The 1,495-nt window shown below is 50.8% G+C and carries 1 rRNA gene (cut by a window edge); it reads right to left on the bottom strand.

The window, feature by feature from the left end:
- Positions 1-1,466 (bottom strand): 23S ribosomal RNA (locus R7P35_RS23545); it reaches 1,498 nt to the left of the window's first position.
- Positions 1,467-1,495 lie beyond the last annotated feature (29 nt).

Here is a 1,495-nt window from a genome sequence, read left to right as displayed (position 1 = left end):
AGCCTACGCACTTGAACCTGGACAACCGTCGCCAGGCCCACCTAGCCTTCTCCGTCCCCCCATCGCAATTGTAAGAAGTACGGGAATATTAACCCGTTTCCCATCGACTACGCCTTTCGGCCTCGCCTTAGGGGTCGACTTACCCTGCCCCGATTAACGTTGGACAGGAACCCTTGGTCTTCCGGCGAGGAGGTTTTTCACCCCCTTTATCGTTACTCATGTCAGCATTCGCACTTCTGATACGTCCAGCATGCGTTACCACACACCTTCAACCGCTTACAGAACGCTCCCCTACCCAATGCACTAAAGTGCATTGCCGCAGCTTCGGTTTACTACTTAGCCCCGTTACATCTTCCGCGCAGGCCGACTCGACCAGTGAGCTATTACGCTTTCTTTAAATGATGGCTGCTTCTAAGCCAACATCCTGGCTGTCTGAGCCTTCCCACATCGTTTCCCACTTAGTAGTAATTTGGGACCTTAGCTGGCGGTCTGGGTTGTTTCCCTCTCCACGACGGACGTTAGCACCCGCCGTGTGTCTCCCGGATAGTACTTACTGGTATTCGGAGTTTGCAAAGGGTTGGTAAGTCGGGATGACCCCCTAGCCTTAACAGTGCTCTACCCCCAGTAGTATTCATCCGAGGCGCTACCTAAATAGCTTTCGGGGAGAACCAGCTATCTCCAGGTTTGATTGGCCTTTCACCCCTAGCCACAAGTCATCCGCTAATTTTTCAACATTAGTCGGTTCGGTCCTCCAGTTGATGTTACTCAACCTTCAACCTGCCCATGGCTAGATCACCTGGTTTCGGGTCTATATCCAGAGACTGAACGCCCAGTTAAGACTCGGTTTCCCTACGGCTCCCCTAGATGGTTAACCTTGCCACTGAATATAAGTCGCTGACCCATTATACAAAAGGTACGCAGTCACAGGACAAAGCCTGCTCCTACTGCTTGTACGTACACGGTTTCAGGTTCTATTTCACTCCCCTCACAGGGGTTCTTTTCGCCTTTCCCTCACGGTACTGGTTCACTATCGGTCAGTCAGTAGTATTTAGCCTTGGAGGATGGTCCCCCCATATTCAGACAGGATATCACGTGTCCCGCCCTACTCGATTTCACTGAACACACGTCGTCAACTACGGGACTATCACCCTGTATCGTCGGCCTTTCCAGGCTGTTCGTCTAACGCGTGTAAAGCTTAAGGGCTAGTCCAATTTCGCTCGCCGCTACTTTCGGAATCTCGGTTGATTTCTTTTCCTCGGGGTACTTAGATGTTTCAGTTCCCCCGGTTCGCCCTGTTGAGCTATGTATTCACTCAACAGTAATACCTTATGGTATTGGGTTTCCCCATTCGGAAATCCCAGACTCAAATGGTTTTTACTACCTAATCTGGGCTTATCGCAAGTTAATACGTCCTTCATCGCCTCTGACTGCCAAGGCATCCACCGTGTACGCTTAGTCACTTAACCATACAACCCGAAGGAGTTTCGAGTTGATG

Origin of the sequence: Vibrio sp. Vb0304, from assembly GCF_033338995.1 — a bacterium.
Taxonomy (GTDB): domain Bacteria; phylum Pseudomonadota; class Gammaproteobacteria; order Enterobacterales; family Vibrionaceae; genus Vibrio; species Vibrio alginolyticus.
Note: the sequence above shows the minus strand (reverse complement) of the source record. Positions and strands in the feature narration are given on the sequence as shown.